Origin of the sequence: Streptomyces sp. NPDC088350, assembly GCF_044753545.1 — a bacterium.
Taxonomy (GTDB): Bacteria; Actinomycetota; Actinomycetes; order Streptomycetales; family Streptomycetaceae; genus Streptomyces.
Map to the genome: position 1 here is coordinate 1 of NZ_JBIVNL010000026.1, position 18,141 is coordinate 18,141.

General features: G+C 69.0%; 13 protein-coding genes. 4 read left to right on the forward strand and 9 right to left on the reverse strand.

Translation table 11 applies throughout. From position 1 onward, the window contains the following. Window positions 1–255: 255 nt before the first annotated feature. The 3 genes from ACIQBL_RS47630 to thyX all read right to left on the reverse strand — a co-directional run bounded on the left by ACIQBL_RS47630 (window position 256) and on the right by thyX (window position 4,829). Window positions 256–1,941, reverse strand: coding sequence for a ribonuclease J (locus ACIQBL_RS47630; RefSeq protein ID WP_401955211.1), 1,686 nt, complete (start codon window positions 1,939–1,941; stop codon window positions 256–258). Between the two features lie 127 nt (window positions 1,942–2,068). Next, on the reverse strand, window positions 2,069–2,968 hold the full coding sequence (dapA, locus tag ACIQBL_RS47635) for a 4-hydroxy-tetrahydrodipicolinate synthase (protein WP_401955213.1): 900 nt from the start codon (window positions 2,966–2,968) through the stop codon (window positions 2,069–2,071). A 211-nt stretch (window positions 2,969–3,179) separates the two neighbouring features. Further along, on the reverse strand, window positions 3,180–4,829 hold the full coding sequence (thyX, locus tag ACIQBL_RS47640) for an FAD-dependent thymidylate synthase (RefSeq protein ID WP_401955215.1): 1,650 nt from the start codon (window positions 4,827–4,829) through the stop codon (window positions 3,180–3,182). Between the two features lie 213 nt (window positions 4,830–5,042). On the opposite strand from thyX, the gene ACIQBL_RS47645 reads away from it, so the two are divergent. Then, window positions 5,043–5,282 carry a hypothetical protein gene (locus ACIQBL_RS47645; RefSeq protein WP_401955217.1) on the forward strand — a complete coding sequence of 80 codons (240 nt, stop codon included), beginning with the start codon at window positions 5,043–5,045 and terminating at the stop codon, window positions 5,280–5,282. 114 nt (window positions 5,283–5,396) lie between these two features. Further along, complete coding sequence (locus ACIQBL_RS47650; RefSeq protein ID WP_401955219.1) at window positions 5,397–5,951, forward strand: PH domain-containing protein; 555 nt, start codon at window positions 5,397–5,399, stop codon at window positions 5,949–5,951. Between the two features lie 76 nt (window positions 5,952–6,027). On the opposite strand, the gene ACIQBL_RS47655 is transcribed toward ACIQBL_RS47650, so the two are convergent. From ACIQBL_RS47655 to rpsO, 5 genes are all read right to left on the reverse strand, one after another. Next, entirely contained in the window at window positions 6,028–6,480 is a 453-nt protein-coding gene (locus ACIQBL_RS47655) for a hypothetical protein (protein ID WP_401955221.1), read from the reverse strand. 10 nt (window positions 6,481–6,490) lie between these two features. After that, a complete protein-coding gene (gene dapB, locus ACIQBL_RS47660) occupies window positions 6,491–7,243 on the reverse strand; it encodes a 4-hydroxy-tetrahydrodipicolinate reductase (RefSeq protein WP_401955223.1) in 753 nt (250 codons plus the stop codon). 25 nt (window positions 7,244–7,268) lie between these two features. Further along, a complete protein-coding gene (locus ACIQBL_RS47665) occupies window positions 7,269–8,648 on the reverse strand; it encodes a M16 family metallopeptidase (RefSeq protein WP_401955225.1) in 1,380 nt (459 codons plus the stop codon). After that, a complete protein-coding gene (locus tag ACIQBL_RS47670) occupies window positions 8,645–10,864 on the reverse strand; it encodes a polyribonucleotide nucleotidyltransferase (RefSeq protein ID WP_401955227.1) in 2,220 nt (739 codons plus the stop codon). Before ACIQBL_RS47670 ends, ACIQBL_RS47665 begins: the two co-directional genes overlap by 4 nt. 346 nt (window positions 10,865–11,210) lie before the next feature. Then, window positions 11,211–11,498, reverse strand: a complete 288-nt coding sequence (gene rpsO / locus ACIQBL_RS47675) for a 30S ribosomal protein S15 (RefSeq protein ID WP_019064787.1) — start codon at window positions 11,496–11,498, stop codon at window positions 11,211–11,213. Window positions 11,499–11,790: 292 nt separating this feature from the next. On the opposite strand from rpsO, the gene ACIQBL_RS47680 reads away from it, so the two are divergent. Further along, on the forward strand, window positions 11,791–12,072 hold the full coding sequence (locus ACIQBL_RS47680) for a DUF397 domain-containing protein (RefSeq protein ID WP_401955230.1): 282 nt from the start codon (window positions 11,791–11,793) through the stop codon (window positions 12,070–12,072). A gap of 61 nt (window positions 12,073–12,133) precedes the next feature. On the opposite strand, the gene eccD is transcribed toward ACIQBL_RS47680, so the two are convergent. After that, window positions 12,134–13,639, reverse strand: a complete 1,506-nt coding sequence (gene eccD, locus ACIQBL_RS47685; RefSeq protein ID WP_401955282.1) for a type VII secretion integral membrane protein EccD — start codon at window positions 13,637–13,639, stop codon at window positions 12,134–12,136. A 333-nt stretch (window positions 13,640–13,972) separates the two neighbouring features. On the opposite strand from eccD, the gene eccCa reads away from it, so the two are divergent. After that, window positions 13,973–17,944 (forward strand): type VII secretion protein EccCa, encoded by a 3,972-nt coding sequence (gene eccCa, locus ACIQBL_RS47690; RefSeq protein WP_401955232.1) that lies wholly within the window; start codon window positions 13,973–13,975, stop codon window positions 17,942–17,944. The last annotated feature ends 197 nt before the right edge of the window (window positions 17,945–18,141 follow it).

Genomic DNA, 18,141 nt, shown 5'->3' on the forward strand with positions numbered 1-18,141 from the left:
ACTCTATCAGACCGTTTCCGGTTCCGATTTCCTCGGTGCTTTCCAGGTTTCCGCTTCCGCGTTTCCCTTTCCGGCGGTTCCGACTTTATCAGAAGTTCTGAGTCGGATTTTCCGGCCCCTCGGGAGTGGCCCCCGTACACGCGAAGTGTCCGGGTTCCCCCTCAGGCGGAGCCGTAAACGTACTGGAGCGGGCCGCCCCGATGCAAATCGAGGCGGCCCGCTCCAGGTTCACGCGTACGAGGGGTCGTACGACGGTCAGACCTCCACGACGACCGGGAGGATCATCGGCCTGCGTCGATAGTTGTCCGAGACCCACTTGCCCAGCGTGCGGCGGACCAGTTGCTGCAGCTGGTGGGGTTCCACCACGCCGTCCTGGGCCGAGCGCTCCAGGACTTCGGTGATCCTCGGGACCACGTCCACGAAGGCGGAGTCCTCGATGCCGGAGCCGCGGGCCTGGATGTGCGGGCCGCCCGTGATCTTGCCGGTGGACGAGTCCACGACGACGAAGACCGAGATGATGCCCTCGTCGCCCAGGATCCTGCGGTCCTTCAGCGCGGGTTCGCCGACATCGCCGACCGAGAGGCCGTCGACGTAGACGTAACCCGCCTGGACCTTGCCCGCGATCTTGGCCTTGCCCTCGATGAGGTCGACGACCACGCCGTCCTCGGCGATGACGATCCGGTCGTGCGGGACGCCGGTCAGGGCGCCCAGTTCGGCGTTGGCCCGTAGGTGGCGCCATTCGCCGTGGACCGGCATCAGGTTCTTCGGCTTGCAGATGTTGTAGAAGTACAGCAGCTCGCCGGCCGAGGCGTGTCCGGAGACGTGGACCTTGGCGTTGCCCTTGTGGATGACGTTGGCGCCCCAGCGGGTGAGGCCGTTGATCACTCGGTAGACGGCGTTCTCGTTGCCCGGGATGAGCGACGACGCCAGGATCACCGTGTCGCCGGCGACGATGCGGATCTGGTGGTCGCGGTTGGCCATGCGGGACAGGGCGGCCATCGGTTCGCCCTGCGAGCCCGTGCAGACCAGGACTACCTCGCTGTCCGGGAGGTCGTCGAGCGTCTTGACGTCGACCACCAGTCCCGGCGGGACCTTGAGATACCCGAGGTCCCGCGCGATGCCCATGTTCCGGACCATCGAGCGGCCGACGAAGGCGACCCGGCGACCGTATTCGTGTGCCGTGTCCAGGATCTGCTGGATGCGGTGCACGTGGCTGGCGAAGCTCGCCACGATGATGCGCTTGCGGGCGCCCGCGAAGACCTGCCGCAGGACGTTCGAGATGTCACGCTCGGGCGGGACGAATCCCGGGACCTCGGCGTTCGTGGAGTCGGCGAGGAGCAGGTCGATGCCCTCCTCGCTCAGCCGTGCGAACGCGTGTAGATCTGTCAGACGACCGTCCAGCGGCAGCTGGTCCATCTTGAAGTCGCCGGTGTGGACGACCATGCCCGCGGGCGTGCGGATGGCGACCGCGAGGGCGTCCGGGATCGAGTGGTTGACCGCGACGAACTCGCAGTCGAACGGGCCGATGCGCTCGCGGTGCCCCTCGGCGACCTCGAGCGTGTACGGCCGGATGCGGTGCTCCTGGAGCTTGGCCTCGATGAGGGCGAGGGTCAGCTTGGAGCCGATCAGCGGGATGTCCGCCTTCTCGCGAAGGAGGAACGGGACTCCGCCGATGTGGTCCTCGTGGCCGTGCGTGAGGACGATGCCGTCGATGTCGTCGAGGCGGTCCCTGATGGACGTGAAGTCCGGCAGGATCAGGTCGATTCCGGGTTGCTCCTCCTCGGGGAAGAGCACACCGCAGTCGACGATGAGGAGACGGCCGCCGTATTCGAAGACCGTCATGTTCCGGCCGATTTCCCCGAGGCCGCCGAGTGGGGTGACCCTCAGGCCGCCCTCGGGGAGCTTGGGCGGCGGAGCGAGTTCAGGATGCGGATGACTCAAAAGACTCTCCTACCCATGCGCGCCACGTACCTGTGGGCACGTGGCGCGCATGACGTTCGTGCAATTGCTGTTGTCTGTGTGGGGTGCGGGCGCCGAAGCCCCGCGTATTCAGTTGTGAAGTCCGTTGTCAGAGCTGTACCCCGCCGGCGGCAAGATCGATCTTGAGCTGGGCGATCTCCTCGGGCGAGCATTCGACCATGGGGGGGCGCAGCGGTCCGGCGGGCAGTCCCTGGAGGGTGAGCGCGGCCTTGGTGGTCATGACGCCCTGGGTGCGGAACATGCCGGTGTAGACGGGAAGCAGCTTCTGGTGGATCTCGGTGGCCTTCTGGACGTCACCGGCGATGTACGCCTCCACCAGGGTGCGCAGTTCGGGTGTGACCACATGGCCGACGACCGAGACGAAGCCGACCGCGCCCACGGAGAGCAGCGGCAGGTTCAGCATGTCGTCGCCCGAGTACCAGGCCAGGCCGGTCCGGGCGATGGACCAGCTGGCGCGGCCGAGGTCGCCCTTGGCGTCCTTGTTGGCGACGATCCTGGGGTGCTCGGCGAGTCTGACCAGGGTCTCGGTGCCGATCGGGACGCCGCTGCGGCCGGGGATGTCGTAGAGCATGACCGGCAGTTCGGTGGCGTCGGCGATCGTCTTGAAGTGACGGTACAGGCCCTCCTGCGGGGGCTTGTTGTAGTACGGCGTGACGACGAGCAGGCCGTGTGCGCCGGTGCGTTCGGCCGTGCGGGCGAGTTCGACGCTGTGGTGGGTGTCGTTGGTGCCGACGCCGGCTACGACGTGGGCGCGGTCGCCGACCGCTTCCAGGACGGCTCGTACGAGATCCGTTTTCTCCGCGTCGCTGGTGGTCGGGGACTCACCGGTGGTGCCGTTGATGATCAGGCCGTCGTTGCCTGCGTCCACCAGGTGGGTAGCGAGCCGCTGCGCGCCGTCGAGGTCGAGTGCGCCGTCCGCCGTGAAGGGCGTGACCATGGCGGTGAGGACCCGCCCGAAGGGGGTCTGCGGAGTGGAGGTCGGAGCCATGGGTAACACGCTACTCGCTGCTCAAGGCGGGGTCTGCCCTCGGGGCAGGCGACAAGTCATGACAAATGTGGAGCCCGGCACTGCCTGCTCGGGGGTTCAAGCAGTGCCGGGTCCGTTTGATCAGGCTAGATGAACTTCTCTAAATGCCGCAATACGGACACTTCGCGCAGCCCATCCGTACATGTGTGCCCGAACGGCAAACAGAGGTGCGCTACGGGGCGACACGACCGTTGGCGTTGAACGCCGCGTAGGTGAGCGGCATGAGCTTCGCCCAGTGCTCCTCCATCTTCTCGCCGACCATCTCGATCTCCCGCTGCGGGAAGGACGGCACCTTCGCCAGCTCGTGCTGGGTGCGCAGACCGAGGAAGTGCATCAGCGAGCGCGCGTTGCACGTGGCGTACATCGAGGAGAAGAGGCCTACGGGGAGGACCGCACGGGCGACCTCGCGGGCCACGCCGGCGGCGAGCATCTCCTGGTAGTGCTCGTACGCCTGGACGTAGGAGTCCTGCATCGAGCGCTCCACGATCGCCTGCTGCGTCTCGGTACCCGATACGAACTCGTACTTGCCCGGGCGTCCCTGCTGGACCAGCTTGCGGTCCTCTCCGGGGACGTAGAAGACCGGTTGAAGTTCCCTGTAGCGGCCTGATTCCTCGTTGTACGAATTGTGGACGACGACGCCGTTGGCCAGGAAGTTGTGCCAGGGGCCTTCCACCGTGAGGTCGTACGTCATCTCCTCGCCGTCGTCCTCGATGGAGATCACCGGATCGGGCAGGGCCACCGCGATCTCGCCGCCGCGGCGTGCGAGCTTCTGTTCCTCCGCGCTCTTGGCCGCATGGCAGGGCTCGCAGGCAGGCGCAAGGTTCCGCTCGTCGAGTGCTCGGGTCAGATCCTCGGCCACAGGAACGACGTGATCGAGCGCAAGCTGCTCACGCGCGAATGTCTCGCCGCAGACGTAGCACGTGTCGGTCTCCCCGATGAGGCGGTTGCGCTGCATCGAGGTCCAGACACCCACGCCACGCCTGAGGCTCGGCGGAACCAGCCTTTCCGAGGGGCGCGGTGCCGTCCCCGCGGTCATCACGGCATCCCCCACCGTCAGTTCACCGGCTTTCCGCCAGCCGTCCGGGGTGAGCACCGCATGATCGACCGTGGAGCGGAGCACCTTGCCACCAGCGGTGGTGATCTTGATCAGCGGCTTGACGCCCGACTGGATGACGTCGAGGATCTGGGCCCGCTGGGCCGTCAGAGTCTCCTCGTCGTAGCAACGGACGTGGTTGCGCCGGATCGATTCGAGTGTGCGCAGTCGGGTCGACGGGTGCTGCTCGCGGAATTCCGCGACGGCCGCGTCGGCCGCCTCCCGGTTGTCGTAGAGCCCCAGGTAGTGGTTGGTCTCCCCGCGCCGGACCTGTGCCGTCCACTTCTGCGCACGGGAGTGCCAGGTGACACCGCCCGCCGAGTGCGGCAAGCGGTCCTCGACTCCCAGGTGCCACAGCTTGTACAGGTCCTCGATCGAACGGCGCCGGAGATTCCCCGCTTCGCTTTCCAGCGTGATCTCGGTGTCGCCGGAGACACACCAGCCCACCCGGTGCCGCATGAACTCGCGGAAGACGAGGATCGGGGCGCTGATGAAGAAGGTCATCGAGTTGTGCTCGAAAGGGCTGCCGTGCCGGTCGCGCATCAGGTAGTTGATCAGGCCCTTGGAGCGCTCGGGATCCTTGCCCATCTCGTCCAGGGACTGCTCGCCGATCGTCGAGACGCGGGCGGCGAAGAGCACGTCGGCGTCGGACGCGGTGTGCTTGACCAGCTCGACGGTGACATCGCTGCGGAAACTGGGCTTGAGGTCGTCGGCGGGGGTGTCGGTCACGGCGCGGAGGGTCCTTCCATCACGTCTCTCGGGCGGCGCCCACTCTACGGCCCGGCACTGACAACGGGGCGTTCGGTGCCGTGCCGCGACATTCATTGGCGAACTTCTGCGAATTCGGTGAAACAGGGCACCAAGGGGGGCGTTCGCTCGTCTGTCTTGGTGAGAGCCACCCGTTCGATCCCGATTCGATCCCCGAAGGGAGATGCACCACCGATGTTCCGTCGGCGCGAACCCGTCCCGTTCGCCTTCATCGCCGAGTCCGACCGGTTCCGCAGCAATGTCACCCCGCCGCCCCGTGAGCACGCGTCCGCCGCTCAGATAGCCGGGCGCTGGCTGCTGGGCCTCACCATCGTCGCCGGAATCGTGGGCTCCCTGGTCCTAGGGATGCCGGCACTGTCCCAGAACAACCTCTCGACACAGAACCAGCAGTCGCAGGCCGCCGACAACCGCTGATCGGACACGCACTGGGTCTTGACTCGTCCGGACCCCCAATGGTGGTGAGCGGGAACACGGCCGGATAACCTCACCGGGCACAGCCCACGCATGGATTCAGTGAGGACACCAGCCGTGCCCCTGCCCTTCCTTACGGCCGACCGCGCATTCGAGGCCGCGGACGAGCTCGCGCTGCCGTTCGACGACCGCGACCACTGGCGGCGCCCCTACCGGCCCGGACCGTGGCGGGTGGCGGTGGCGGCGCTCGTGCTGCTGCTCGCGTCGTACGTGCTGTTCGCCGCGGTCATCATCGCGTTGACCGCCTCACCCTCCGAGGCCGGGGTGATCCTCGGTATCGCCGCGGTCGTCATCCTCTGTGCCCTGCGGCTGCTGCGCATGGGCGTGTGGGTGAGCGCGCGCGGGCTGCGCCGGGTGGGGTTCCTCTTCACTCGTACGGTGCCGTGGGACGAGGTCGTCGCGGTGCGGACGGTGCAGCAGCCGGTGCGCTGGCTCGGGCTGCCGCGCACGGTGCAGGGGCAGGCGCTGGTCCTCGTACGGAAGGGTCGTACGCCCCAGGACGTGCCCTCGTTGCTGACCACGCACGACATCGACTTCGTGGCGCGCGCCTCCGCCTTCGACCGGGCCGCGGACTCCATCGAGGTGTGGTCCGACGAGTACCGGCGGAGCTGACCTGCCCGACAGCAGCCGTACGCCGAAGGGGCCGGTCCGCAGTCAGTGCGGGGCGGCCCCTTCGGCGTACGGGTGTTCAGGCCTGGACGGGCCTGCCGTCGTGCAGGGCGATCGCGCGTTGCATCGCCTTGCGGGCGCGGGGGGTGTCGCGGGCGTCGTGGTAGGCGACCGCGAGGCGGAACCAGCTGCGCCAGTCGTCGGGGGCGTCCTCCGTCTCGGCCTTGCGCCTGGCGAAGACCTCGTCGGCGGAGTCGCGGTCGATACGGCCGCCCGGGGTGCGCCTCAACTCGTCGACGGGCAGGCCGCCTTCGGCGTCGAGTTCGGCGGCGAGGCGGTTGGCGCTGCGGACGAACTGGGTGTTCTTCCAGAGGAACCACACGCCGATCACCGGCAGGATCAGGACCGCGATCCCGAAGGTGACCGTGATGACCGTGCCCGACTGTATGAGCATGACGCCGCGGCTGCCGACCAGGACGAAGTAGAAGACCAGGACGGCGGCCGTGACGGCGTAGGTGAGTTTGGCGCGCATGTCGTGAGCCTCAGCCCAGGTCCAGGAAGTGTTCCAGGCCGAAGGTGAGGCCCGGGGTGGTCACCACGCGGCGGGCGCCGAGGAGGATGCCCGGCATGAAGCTGCTGTGGTGCAGGGAGTCGTGCCGGACGGTCAGGGTCTCGCCCTCGCCGCCCAGGAGGACCTCCTGGTGGGCCAGGAGACCGCGCAGGCGGACGGAGTGGACGGGGATCCCGTCGACGTCCGCACCCCGCGCGCCGTCCAGGGCCGTCTCCGTCGCGTCCGGTGCCGCGGCCGTGCCCGCCTTCGCGCGCGCCTCGGCGATGAGCTGGGCCGTGCGCGTGGCCGTACCGCTCGGGGCGTCGACCTTCTTCGGGTGGTGCAGTTCGATGACCTCGACCGACTCGAAGTAGGGCGCGGCGATCTGCGCGAACTTCATGGTCAGGACGGCCCCGATGGAGAAGTTGGGCGCGATGAGCACGCCCGTCTCCGGGGAGGCCTCCAGCCAGCCGTTCAGCTGCGCGAGGCGCTCGTCGGTCCAGCCGGTGGTGCCGACGACCGCGTGGATGCCGTGTCGTACGCAGAAGTCGAGGTTGTCCATCACCGAGGCGGGGGTGGTCAGTTCGACCGCCACCTGGGCGCCGGAAGCCGTGAGCGCCTCCAGGGTGTCGCCCCGGCCCAGGGCGGCCACCAGTTCCATGTCCTCGGCGGCCTCGACGGCTCGTACCGCCTCGGCGCCGATCCGGCCCTTGGCACCGAGGACCGCCACGCGCAGCTTGCTCATCGTTCTTGCTTCCTTACGACGGGTGTTAGGCGACGGCGTCGTGCAGTCGGGCCGCCTGCTTGTCCTTGAGCGGGCCGATGACCGCCAGAGAGGGCCGCTGCCCCAGGATCTCGCGGGCGACCTCGCGGACCTCGTCCGGGGTGACCGACGCGATCCTGGCGAGCAGGTCGTCGACGGACATCTGCTCGCCCCAGCACAGCTCGCTCTTGCCGATGCGGTTCATGAGCGCGCCCGTGTCCTCCAGGCCCAGGACGGTGGAGCCCTGGAGCTGGCCGACGGCGCGGCCGATCTCGTCGTCGGACAGGCCGTTCGCGGCGACCTGGTCGAGTTCGTCGCGGCAGATCTTCAGCACGTCGTGGACCTGCGAGGGCCGGCAGCCGGCGTAGACGCCGAAGAGTCCGCAGTCGGCGAAGCCGGAGGTGTACGAGTACACGCTGTAGGCCAGGCCGCGCTTCTCCCTGACCTCCTGGAAGAGGCGGGACGACATGCCACCGCCGAGGGCCGTGTTGAGGACCCCCAGGGCCCAGCGGCGCTCATCCGTGCGGGCCAGGCCGGGCATGCCCAGGACGACGTGCGCCTGCTCGGTCTTGCGGCCGACCAGTTCGACGCGGCCCGTGGTGCGCAGGGCGCGGCGGCCGTCACGCGGGGCGATGGGCGCGGCCTGGGCGTTCTTGAAGGCACCGGCCTTCTCGAAGGCGGCACGGACCTGTCGTACGACCTTGTCGTGGTCGATGTTGCCCGCCGCCGCGACCACGAGGTGGGTCGGGTCGTAGTGCTTCTTGTAGAAGCGGCGGATGCGGTCCGCGGTGAGGGCGTTGACGGTGTCGACCGTGCCGAGGACCGGGCGGCCGAGGGGGTTGTCGCCGAACATCGTGCGCGCGAACAGGTCGTGCACGCAGTCGCCCGGGTCGTCCTCCGTCATGGCGATCTCTTCGAGGATGGCGCCGCGCTCTACGTTGACGTCCTCCTCGCGGATGAGCGAGCCGGTCAGCATGTCGCAGACGACGTCGATGGCGAGCGGCAGGTCGGTGTCGAGCACGCGCGCGTAGTAGCACGTGTACTCCTTCGCCGTGAACGCGTTCATCTCGCCGCCGACCGCGTCGATCGCGGAGGAGATGTCCAGTGCGCTGCGCTTGTGCGTGCCCTTGAAGAGGAGGTGCTCCAGGTAGTGCGTGGCGCCGTTCAGGGACGGTGTCTCGTCGCGGGAGCCCACGTGTGCCCAGATGCCGAAGGTCGCGGAGCGGACCGAGGGCAGCGTCTCCGTGACGATGCGCAGGCCGCCCGGGAGGGTGGTCTTACGGACCGTGCCGATGCCGTTGGTGCCCTGGATGAGGGTTTGGGTACGGGCGACGGCCCGCGCCTCCGAGGAGGTGCGGGCCGTCGTCGTGGAGCTGGTCGACGTCACTTGTCGTCGTCGTCCTTCTTGTCGTCGCCGCTCTCTTCACCCTCGATGACGGGGATGAGGGAGAGCTTGCCGCGGGAGTCGATCTCGGCGATCTCGACCTGGACCTTCTGGCCCACGCCGACCACGTCCTCGACGTTCTCCACGCGCTTGCCGCCGGCGAGCTTGCGGATCTGCGAGATGTGCAGCAGACCGTCCTTGCCCGGCAGCAGCGACACGAACGCGCCGAAGGTGGTGGTCTTGACGACCGTACCCAGGTAGCGCTCGCCGACCTCCGGCATGGTCGGGTTGGCGATGCCGTTGATCGTGGCGCGGGCGGCCTCGGCCTGCGAGCCGACCTGGGCACCGATGTAGATGGTGCCGTCGTCCTCGATCGTGATCTCGGCGCCGGTGTCCTCCTGGATCTGGTTGATCATCTTGCCCTTCGGGCCGATGACCTCGCCGATCTTGTCCACGGGGATCTTGACGGTGATGATCCGCGGGGCGTTCGGGGACATCTCGTCCGGCGTGTCGATCGCTTCCATCATCACGTCGAGGATGTGGAGGCGGGCGTCACGGGCCTGCTTGAGGGCGGCGGCCAGGACGGAGGCGGGGATGCCGTCCAGCTTGGTGTCGAGCTGGAGGGCGGTGACGAACTCCTTGGTGCCGGCGACCTTGAAGTCCATGTCGCCGAAGGCGTCCTCCGCACCGAGGATGTCGGTGAGGGCGACGTAGTGCGTCTCGCCGTTGATCTCCTGGGAGATCAGGCCCATGGCGATACCGGCGACGGGGGCCTTGAGGGGCACACCGGCGTTCAGCAGCGACATCGTGGAGGCGCAGACCGAGCCCATGGACGTCGAGCCGTTCGACCCGAGGGCCTCGGAGACCTGACGGATCGCGTAGGGGAACTCCTCGCGCGTCGGGAGGACCGGGACCAGGGCGCGCTCGGCGAGCGCTCCGTGGCCGATCTCGCGGCGCTTGGGGGAGCCGACGCGGCCGGTCTCGCCGACGGAGTACGGCGGGAAGTTGTAGTTGTGCATGTAGCGCTTGCGGGTCACCGGGGAGAGGGTGTCCAGCTGCTGCTCCATACGGAGCATGTTGAGGGTGGTGACGCCCAGGATCTGGGTCTCGCCACGCTCGAACAGCGCGGAACCGTGCACGCGCGGGATGGCCTCGACCTCGGCGGCGAGGGTACGGATGTCCGTCACCCCACGGCCGTCGATGCGCTTCTTCTCCTTGATGACGCGCTCACGGACCAGGGACTTGGTCAGCGAGCGGTACGCGGCGGAGATCTCCTTCTCGCGGCCCTCGAACTCCGGGAGGAGCTTCTCGGCGGCGAGACCCTTGACGCGGTCCAGCTCGGCCTCGCGGTCCTGCTTGCCGGCGATGGTCAGCGCGGCGGCGAGCTCCGGGCGGACGGCGGCGGTGAGGGCCTCCAGGACGTCGTCCTGGTAGTCGAGGAAGATCGGGAACTCGCCGGTCGGCTTGGCGGCCTTCGCGGCGAGGTCGGACTGGGCCTTGCAGAGCACCTTGATGAAGGGCTTCGCGGCGTCCAGACCGGAGGCGACGACCTCCTCGGTCGGCGCCTCGGCGCCGCCCGCGACCAGCTGGATGGTCTTCTCGGTGGCCTCGGCCTCGACCATCATGATCGCGACGTCGCCGTCCTCCAGGACGCGACCGGCGACGACCATGTCGAAGACGGCGTCCTCGAGCTCGGTGTGCGTCGGAAACGCGACCCACTGGCCGTTGATCAGCGCGACGCGGACGCCGCCGACCGGGCCGGAGAAGGGCAGACCGGCCAGCTGCGTGGACGCGGAGGCGGCGTTGATCGCCACGACGTCGTACAGGTGGTCGGGGTTGAGGGCCATGATCGTGGCGACGACCTGGATCTCGTTGCGCAGGCCCTTCTTGAAGGACGGGCGCAGCGGGCGGTCGATCAGGCGGCAGGTGAGGATGGCGTCCTCGGAGGGACGGCCCTCACGGCGGAAGAAGCTGCCGGGGATCTTGCCGGCGGCGTACATCCGCTCCTCGACGTCCACCGTGAGGGGGAAGAAGTCGAGCTGGTCCTTGGGGTTCTTGGAGGCGGTGGTGGCCGACAGCACCATGGTGTCGTCGTCCAGGTACGCCACGGCGGAGCCGGCGGCCTGCTTGGCCAGGCGGCCCGTCTCGAAGCGGATGGTGCGGGTGCCGAAAGTACCGTTGTCAATGACGGCCTCGGCGTAGTGGGTCTCGTTCTCCACTAGCGTTTTCTCCGTTACTTGTCGTCTTTCGTCCCTCCCCGCCCGTGTGGCGGGGGGACGGTGGCGGAGAAGCGCTGTCTGGTGCGGGCCGGTCTTCGATCGAAGCACCCGGGGCTTCCTGCCCGGGGGCCACTACCGAGGACCGGCGGCTGCGAGGCGCGCTTCTCCTCGTTCGTTTCGTACGTTGTTCGTACGTTGTCGAGCTGTCGTGCGTTGTCGTGCTGTGTCGTGCGTATTGCGTTGTGCTACCACACTACAAAGCGGCAGTGACACTCCGCACGTTTCCGCACATACGGCAAAGGGAGCGGCTCCCGATCGTTTCGGGACCCGCTCCCCTCACGGCGTCTTACTTGGCGCCCGCCGCACCGCGGCGGATGCCCAGGCGGTCCACCAGCGCACGGAAGCGCTGGATGTCCTTCTTGGCCAGGTACTGGAGCAGCCGGCGGCGCTGACCGACCAGGATCAGCAGACCACGACGGGAGTGGTGGTCGTGCTTGTGGGTCTTGAGGTGCTCGGTCAGGTCCGAGATACGGCGCGAGAGCATGGCGACCTGGACCTCGGGGGAGCCGGTGTCGCCCTCCTTCTGACCGAACTCACTGATGAGCTGCTTCTTCGTAGCGGCGTCGAGCGACACGCGTACTCCTCGTAGTCTGAGATGTGCCACCGAGTGCCCCTGGTCCACTTCTCAGGGGAGCTTCCGTAACTCGGGAGGCGGGATCCGCTGGGCGCTGCCTCCAGAGCGTGAGCTCCGGGGGTGCGTACACAAACGGCCGCTACACAGCGTACCAGCCTGGGGGGACGCGTCTGTCCAGGTCCGCGAAGGTCCACGAAGGGTCCCGACCGGCACGGATACGGCCACTAGGGTGATCTACATCCACATGTGGATCGTGGATCACGTCGGTTCGTCGGGAAGGGGTCGCTTCGCCATGGCGGAGACGGAGCAGGAGATCAAGGCACGCAAGGAGCGGGAGCGGGACGAGCTGTACGCCCTCGACATCTCGGGTGTGGAGTGGCGCAGCGCGCCGGGCACGGAGGAGCACGAGGAACGCGTCGAGATCGCCGACCTGCCCGACGGGGCGGTGGCCATGCGCTCGTCGCTCGACCCGGACACCGTGTTGCGGTACACGGAGGCGGAGTGGACGGCCTTCGTGCTGGGCGCCCGGGACGGCGAGTTCGATCTGGAGCCGGCTCCGGAGGAGCAGCCGTAGGCGTAGGCGCGGAAAAGGGGCGGCACGCGTGTGTGCCGCCCCTTTCGCATGCCTGCGGCTCTCAGCTGGTCATCGCCCGTGCCTGCGCGTACACGTCGAAGACGGCCAGGGACAGCGGGATCAGGGTGAGAAGAACGAAGCTCTCGGCGATCTCCAGGAAACGGCCCCAGAAGGGGGTGACTCCGCGCTTCGGGGTGATCAGGCCGATCGCGGCGACCAGGGCGGTGGACGCGGCGACGGCCGCGGAGAGCCAGACGCTGCGGATGTCGAGGGAGTTCGGGTCGCCGTGGAACGCGTCGGTCATGTAGGTGTGCGGCGGGTTCAGCGCGAGGCCGAGGCCCAGGAAGACGAGGGCTGCCAGGCCCGCGGCGAGGGTGGCGCCGACCTGGGCGGTGTAGCGGAACAGATGGGCGCGCATCAGCATGGCGACGCCGGTGGCGAGGGCGAGGAGCTGTGCCCACACGTTGCTGGAGAAGCCGAGGACGATCGACGCGCCCACGGAGACGAGGGCGCAGCCGCCGACCAGGCCGACGAGGAGTTCGTGGCCGCGCCGGGCGCGGGCGGCGACGCGCTCGGCGTCGACGGGCTCCTGGGCCACGGGTTCCCCGTCGCCGTAGCCGCGGTTGGGGCGGGGCGGTTCGAAGCCGATGGGCAGGCGGGCGAAGCGCATGGACAGGCCCGGCAGGAAAGCGAGCGCGCACACCGAGAGCGGGGCGCAGACAGCGGCCGTCTCGATGGGCTTCAGGTGGGCGAGCATCTCGACGAACGTCGTCAACAGGCCGATCGCCGAGGCGAAGACGAACGCCACGAAGGGGCCGTCGCCGCCGGGCGACACCAGGGTGAGGACGACGGCGGCGACGAGGACGGCCGCGCAGGCGAGCAGGAACTGGAGTCGCCCGATGCCTTCTCCTTCGGAGAAGGGCAGGAGTCCGGAGCCCGCCACGGCGATGTTCGGCAGTGCGCCCAGTCCGAGGGCTACCGCCGAGCCCCGGTCGTCGTACACGCGCGCGCGGACGCAGGCGATGGTGACGAGGAGGATGCCGGCGAGGGCGGCGACGACGCCCTGGAGGCTGTGCATGTCGTGGTGGATCTGGGAGCTCCAGGCCACGAACGCGAGCAGCGCGGGCAGGACGCCGGCCGCGACGAGACCGGCGGCGCGCGTCAACTCGCCGTTCCACAGGGCGCGGTCACGGGTGACGGCGGCGGCGACCGCTTCGGAGACGTCGTCGTAGACGGCGGGCGGCAGGGAGTCGGCGAAGGGGCGCAGGGTGAGCAGTTCGCCGTCGAGGATGCGCTGCGCGGCGAAGGAGCGGGCGCCGTCGAGGACGGTGCCGTCGCGGCGCACGAGGTGGTAGCCCACGGGGGCGCCCTCGGCGAGGCTCTGCTGGGACAGCCGCAGGATCTCCGGGTACAGGTCGGCGACCGGCACGTCGTCGGGCAGGGCCACGTCGATCCGGCTGTCGGGCGCCACGATGGTGACGCGGCAGAAGCCGAAGCCCATGCCCGCCGCGGAAGGGGTTCCGCTGCCCGTTCCACCGGTCGCGCCGGCCGGCGCGGAGGCCGTGATGCTCACCTGCTGTTCCCCCTCGTCAGTGACGGACGGTCCGCGAAGCTGCCGCGCGCATCCGCCGTAAAGATGCTGTGTAGGTCGTGCCGTGCCACCCGTCCCGTCGGCCAACGGCGCCGTCGCGCCCGGGATTCGACGGGATTCGCCTGCTGCGAACACTGCGGTTTCGCCCGGTTCTCCCGGAACGATTCGCAACTGCTCACACGTCTCACGGGCACCCTACCGCCCGCCGTTGTCAGTGGTTGTCAGTAGGATCGCGCAGTGCGGATCGGCGTCCGCCCGACACGGGGCGGCGGACGAAACAACTCGGTCCGGCAAGGGAATTGGTGCGTAGTGAGCCAGATCGTCGTCAAGCGTCCGCCGAGGTCGCTGCCGAAGGAAGTGCCCACGGACGAGGTCCTGCTGCAGGCTCCGCCGGAGCTTCCGCGCGGCCAGCAGGAGGGCGCGCTGATGCAGCTCCTGCCCATGCTCGGCATGGGCGGGTCGGTGGTGTTCTTCTTCAACCCCAGCGCCCAGCCCTTCATGAAGATCATGGGCATGGTGATGATCGCGTCGACGCTCGCCATGGGCGTCTCGATGCTGGTCCGCTACCGCCGCGGCAACCAGGGGCAGATGGCGGACATGCGCCGCGACTATCTCCGCTATCTGTCACAGACCCGGCGTACGGCCCTGGAGACCGCGCGGTCCCAGCGCGACGCCCAGTACTACCTGCACCCTTCGCCGGAGCAACTGTGGGCGCTGGTCGCCGAGGGCAGCCGGGTGTGGGAACGCCGCACGAACGACGAGGACTTCGGGCAGGTGCGGGTGGGCCTCGGCCCCCAGGGTCTGGCCACTCCCCTGGTCCCGCCGGAGACCGCGCCGGTCGACCAGCTGGAGCCGCTGACCGCGGGCGCCATGCAGCGCTTCCTCGCCACGCACGGCACCCTTGAGGACCTGCCGATGGCGGTCTCGCTGCGCGCCTTCTACCACGTGACGATCAGTGGCGAACCGGCCACCGTGCGCGGCACCGCCCGCGCGGTCGCCGCCTCGCTCGCCTCGCTGCACTCCCCCGAGGACCTGGTCCTCGCCGTGGCCACCGGGCGCGAGTCGGTGCCCGAGTGGGAGTGGACCAAGTGGCTGCCGCACGCGCAGGCACAGGGCCTGGCGGACGGCGCCGGCAGCATGCGGCTGATCGCGACCGACCCGATGGAGCTGGAGGAGATGCTGGCCGACCGCCTCCAGGGCCGGCCGCGTTTCCACCCCGCGGGAGCGCCGGTGCCCGAACAGCCGCACCTGGTGGTCGTGTTGGACGGCGTGTCCTTGCCGCCGACCTCGTTCCTCGCGAGCCCCGAGGGCCTCCAGGGGGTGACGATCGTCGAGGTCGTGCCCGGCGACCTCAACAGCGGACGCGGCGACCTCTCGATCGTCGTACGCCCGAAGGAACTCCGCCTGGAGTCGGGCCACGGCATGGTCTACGAGGGCACGCCGGACGCGCTGTCGTACGAGGCCGCCGAGGCGCTGGCCCGTCAACTGGCGCCGCTGCGCATGGTGTCGGGCGGTGACGACGACGAACCGCTGCTCGCCAACCTGGAGTTCACGGATCTGCTGAACCTGGGGGACGCGGCCTCCGTCGACCCGAAGCGCACCTGGCGACCGCGCTCGACGGCGGAGCGGCTGCGGGTGCCGATCGGGCTCGGTGAGGACGGCCGGCCCGTGATGCTCGACCTCAAGGAGGCGGCGCAGGAGGGCATGGGCCCGCACGGGCTGTGTGTCGGCGCCACCGGTTCCGGCAAGTCGGAGCTGCTGCGCACGCTGGTCCTCGGCCTCGCGGTGACCCACTCCTCCGAGACGCTGAACTTCGTCCTCGCGGACTTCAAGGGCGGTGCGACCTTCGCCGGTATGGCGCAGATGCCGCACGTGGCGGCCGTGATCACCAACCTGGCCGACGACCTGACCCTCGTCGACCGTATGGGTGACTCGATCCGCGGCGAGTTGAACCGCCGCCAGGAGATGCTCCGCGACGCGGGCAACTACGCCAACATCCACGACTACGAGAAGGCACGCGCGGCGGGCGCGCCCCTGCAACCGGTTCCCTCTTTGGTGTTGGTGATCGACGAGTTCAGCGAACTCCTCACCGCCAAGCCGGACTTCATCGAGATGTTCGTGCAGATCGGCCGCATCGGCCGTTCGCTGGGCGTGCATCTGCTGCTGGCCTCGCAGCGCCTGGAGGAGGGCCGGCTGCGCGGCCTGGAGACCTATCTGTCGTACCGGATCGGTCTGCGCACGTTCTCGGCGGCCGAGTCGCGGGCCGCGCTCGGGGTCCCGGACGCGTACGAACTGCCGAACGTGCCGGGTTCCGGCTTCCTGAAGTACGGCACCGACGAGATGGTGCGCTTCAAGGCGGCGTACGTCTCCGGGGTGTACCGCACGAGTTCGCAGCAGGCCGCCGCGCTCGGCGGACCGCTCCCGGTCGATCGCAGGCCCGTGCTGTTCACGGCGGCGCAGGTGCCGGTGCGGTACGCGCCCGTGCCGCGCCAGCGTCAGGGCGACGCGGCCGAGGAGAAGGACGACGCGCTCGCCGACACCGTGCTCGACGTGATCGTGCGGCGCCTGGAGGCGCAGGGGCCGGCCGCCCACCAGGTGTGGCTGCCCCCGCTGGACAGCCCGCCGTCGCTCGACTCGCTGCTGCCCGGGCTCGCGGCGGTACCGGGGCGCGGGATGACGCAGCCCGGCTACGAGGGCGCGGGCCGGCTCGTCGTCCCGGTCGGCCTCGTCGACAAGCCGTACGAGCAGCGGCGCGACCCGCTGTGGACCGACTTCGGCGGCGCGGCCGGCCATATGCAGATCCTCGGCGGTCCGCAGTCCGGCAAGTCGACACTGCTGCGCTCGCTCATCGCGTCGTTCGCGCTCACCCACACCCCGCACGAAGTGCAGTTCTACGCACTGGACTTCGGCGGTGGCGGCCTGTCCGCCGTGGCCGGCCTGCCACACGTCGGCGGGGTGGCCTCCCGCCTCGACCCCGAGAAGGTCCGTCGTACGGCGGCCGAGGTCTACGGCGTGATGACCCGCCGCGAGGAGTACTTCCGTACGGCGGGCATCTCCTCGATCGCGGAGTTCCGCACCCGCCGCGCACGAGGCGACATCTCGGTGGCCGACCAGCCCTGGGGCGACGTCTTCCTCGTCATCGACGGCTGGGGCAACTTCCGTACGGACTATGAGGCGTTGGAACCCATCGTGCTGGACATCGCGGCACGCGGCCTCGGTTACGGCATCCACGTGATCCTCACCGCTTCGCGCTCCATGGAGGTCCGCGCGAACATGAAGGACCACCTGATGAACCGTCTTGAGCTGCGGCTCGGCGACCCGATGGACTCGGAGTTCGACCGCAAGGTCGCGGCCAACGTGCCCACGGGTGTGCCCGGTCGGGGTCAGACCCCGCAGAAGCAGCACTTCATGGCGGCGGTCCCGCGCGTCGACGGCCTGTCCTCCGACACGGACCTCGCGGACGCGACGACGGCTCTCACGGCCGAGGTCGCCCGCCACTGGCAGGAGCCGGGAGCACCCGAAGTACGCCTGCTCCCACGGGAGTTCGCGGCGGCGCAGCTTCCTCCGGGCGACCGTTTCCCGAACCGCGGTATCTCCTTCGCCCTCGACGAGGACAACCTGGAGCCGGTGTTCGTCGACTTCGACCAGGACCCGTTCTTCCTCGTCTTCGGCGAGAGCGAGTCCGGCAAGTCGAACCTGCTCAAGCTCCTCATCAAGCGCCTCAGCGAGCGCTACGACGGCAACGCCTGCAAGATGTTCGTGGTCGACAACCGGCGTTCCCTGCTGGGTGTTACCCCGCCCTCGCACCTGGCCGAGTACATCCCGATGTCGAACCAGATGCAGTACCACATGGACGCGCTGGCCGACCTGATGCAGCGCCGGACACCGACGTCGGACGTCACGCCGCAGCAACTCCGTGACCGGAGTTGGTGGCGTGGCCCGCAGGTGTTCGTGATCATCGATGACTACGACCTGGTGTCCACGTCGAGCGGCAACCCGCTGTCGGGTCTCACGGAGCTGCTTCCGTTCGCCCGGGATGTGGGTGTGCGGTTCATCATCGCCCGGTCGACGGCGGGGGCGGGGCGTGCGGGGTACGAGTCGTTCATGCAGCGTATGAAGGAACTCGGCGCCCAGGGTGTGGTGTTGGCGGGAGATCCGGCCGAGGGCGACCTGCTGGGCGGGATGCGCCCGCGGCCGATGCCTGCGGGGCGGGGTGTGTTCGTGTCGCGGAAGCGGGGGAAGCCGTTGGTTCAGGTGGGGTTGGTGGACTCGGAACTCTGAGAGGTCGGCTCGTCACTGGCTCAGGCTCACGTCGGGTGCTGCGTGTCAGAAGATCGACCGCAGGCGGTCGTGAGCCAGCCAGGCTGTTCACCGCGCATCGCAGCCAATAGACAGGCGTAAGAGCCGTGGCCAGATCTGTGGCTCTCTTGAAATCTGTGTTCAGTGGGTTGGTAGGTTCGCGGAGCGTCTCCCCTTAC